Source organism: Pseudoroseicyclus aestuarii (assembly GCF_003217255.1).
Classification (GTDB): domain Bacteria; phylum Pseudomonadota; class Alphaproteobacteria; order Rhodobacterales; family Rhodobacteraceae; genus Pseudoroseicyclus; species Pseudoroseicyclus aestuarii.
Genome location: NZ_QJTE01000017.1, coordinates 1 through 2,500, shown reverse-complemented (window position 1 = coordinate 2,500; position 2,500 = coordinate 1). Strand labels below are relative to the sequence as shown.

The window sequence follows — 2,500 nt, the reverse complement described above, 5'->3', positions numbered from 1 at the left end:
TGTAGGCGCAGCGAAAGCGAGTCTTAATAGGGCGCATGAGTTCGTGGCATCAGACCCGAAACCGAGTGATCTAGGCATGTCCAGGATGAAGGTAAGGTAACACTTACTGGAGGTCCGAACCCACACCTGTTGAAAAAGGTCGGGATGAGGTGTGCCTAGGGGTGAAAGGCCAATCAAACTCGGAGATAGCTGGTTCTCCGCGAAATCTATTTAGGTAGAGCGTCAGACAAATGCCCTCGGGGGTAGAGCACTGCATGGGTAATGGGGGCCTACAGCCTTACTGATCCTAAGCAAACTCCGAATACCGAGGAGCACTATCTGGCAGACACACATCGGGTGCTAACGTCCGGTGTGGAGAGGGAAACAACCCTGACCTACAGCTAAGGCCCCTAATTCATGGCTAAGTGGGAAAGCAGGTGGGACGACCAAAACAACCAGGAGGTTGGCTTAGAAGCAGCCATCCTTTAAAGATAGCGTAACAGCTCACTGGTCTAAATAAGTTGTCCTGCGGCGAAGATGTAACGGGGCTCAAGCCATGAGCCGAAGCTTAGGACTGCATAGCAGTGGTAGCGGAGCGTGGTGTGACATAGTCTCATGTCTCTTTTGCGGGCTTGCCCGTACTGGAGACGCGAGACTTTCTGTGAAGCCGGGGCGTGAGCCATCCGGTGGAGAGATCACCAGCGAGAATGATGACATGAGTAGCGACAAACAGGGTGAGAGACCCTGTCGCCGAAAGTCCAAGGGTTCCTGCTTAAAGCTAATCTGAGCAGGGTAAGCCGACCCCTAAGGCGAGGCCGAAAGGCGTAGTCGATGGGAACCAGGTTAATATTCCTGGGCCAGGAGATGGTGACGGATTGCGACGGTTGTTCATCCTTATCGGATTGGATGGGCCGCTTAGCAGTCCCTGGAAATAGCCCTCCATAGGATCGTACCCGAAACCGACACAGGTGGACTGGTAGAGAATACCAAGGCGCTTGAGAGAACGATGTTGAAGGAACTCGGCAAAATACCTCCGTAAGTTCGCGAGAAGGAGGCCCGGTTCGTACGCAAGTATGGGCCGGGGGCACAAACCAGGGGGTGGCGACTGTTTACTAAAAACACAGGGCTCTGCGAAGTCGCAAGACGACGTATAGGGTCTGACGCCTGCCCGGTGCCGGAAGGTTAAAAGGAGAGGTGCAAGCCTTGAATTGAAGCCCCGGTAAACGGCGGCCGTAACTATAACGGTCCTAAGGTAGCGAAATTCCTTGTCGGGTAAGTTCCGACCTGCACGAATGGCGTAACGACTTCCCCGCTGTCTCCAACATCGACTCAGCGAAATTGAATTGCCGGTCAAGATGCCGGCTACCCGCGGTTAGACGGAAAGACCCCGTGCACCTTTACTACAGCTTCAGACTGGCATCAGGATTGCGATGTGCAGGATAGGTGGTAGGCTTCGAAGCAGGAACGCCAGTTTCTGTGGAGCCTCCCTTGAGATACCACCCTTCGCACTCTTGATGTCTAACCGCGGCCCGTTATCCGGGTCCGGGACCCTCTGTGGCGGGTAGTTTGACTGGGGCGGTCGCCTCCCAAATCGTAACGGAGGCGCGCGAAGGTTGGCTCAGAGCGGTCGGAAATCGCTCGTTGAGTGCAATGGCATAAGCCAGCCTGACTGCAAGACTGACAAGTCGAGCAGAGTCGAAAGACGGCCATAGTGATCCGGTGGTCCCGAGTGGAAGGGCCATCGCTCAACGGATAAAAGGTACGCCGGGGATAACAGGCTGATGATGCCCAAGAGTCCATATCGACGGCATCGTTTGGCACCTCGATGTCGGCTCATCTCATCCTGGGGCTGGAGCAGGTCCCAAGGGTATGGCTGTTCGCCATTTAAAGAGGTACGTGAGCTGGGTTTAGAACGTCGTGAGACAGTTCGGTCCCTATCTTCCGTGGGTGTAGGATACTTGAGAGGAGTTGCCCCTAGTACGAGAGGACCGGGGTGAACGATCCACTGGTGGACCTGTTATCGCGCCAGCGGTAGTGCAGGGTAGCTATGATCGGAAAGGATAACCGCTGAAGGCATCTAAGCGGGAAGCCCCCCTCAAAACAAGGTATCCCTGAGGACCGTGGTAGACCACCACGTCGATAGGTCAGAGATGTAAGTGCAGCAATGCATTCAGTTGACTGATACTAATGGTCCGATAGGCTTGACCCGATCCAGAAACAGCAGAACTCAGCTGCTGACGAAAGTCGTACAAGACTTGGAACAAAGATGTTTCTTACTCGGTCTGGTGGTCATAGCGCGAGCAAAACACCCGATCCCATTCCGAACTCGGCCGTTAAGTGCCGTTGCGCTGATGGTACTGCGTCTTAAGACGTGGGAGAGTAAGTCGCCGCCAGACCTAGTAAGAAACATCAATTCTCTCTTAACGATGACACCCCTGGCGCGGGATGGAGCAGTCCGGTAGCTCGTCAGGCTCATAACCTGAAGGTCGTAGGTTCAAATCCTACTCCCGCAACCAAATCA

Annotated in this window: 1 tRNA gene and 2 rRNA genes (1 of these 3 cut by a window edge); all 3 read left to right on the top strand. The window is 54.4% G+C overall.

What is annotated here, in order from left to right:
• A 23S ribosomal RNA gene (locus DFP88_RS16585) occupies positions 1–2,188 on the top strand (it extends 638 nt beyond the left edge of the window).
• A gap of 72 nt (positions 2,189–2,260) precedes the next feature.
• Positions 2,261–2,375 (top strand): 5S ribosomal RNA (gene rrf / locus DFP88_RS16580).
• A 43-nt stretch (positions 2,376–2,418) separates the two neighbouring features.
• Positions 2,419–2,495, top strand: a tRNA-Met gene (locus DFP88_RS16575).
• The last annotated feature ends 5 nt before the right edge of the window (positions 2,496–2,500 follow it).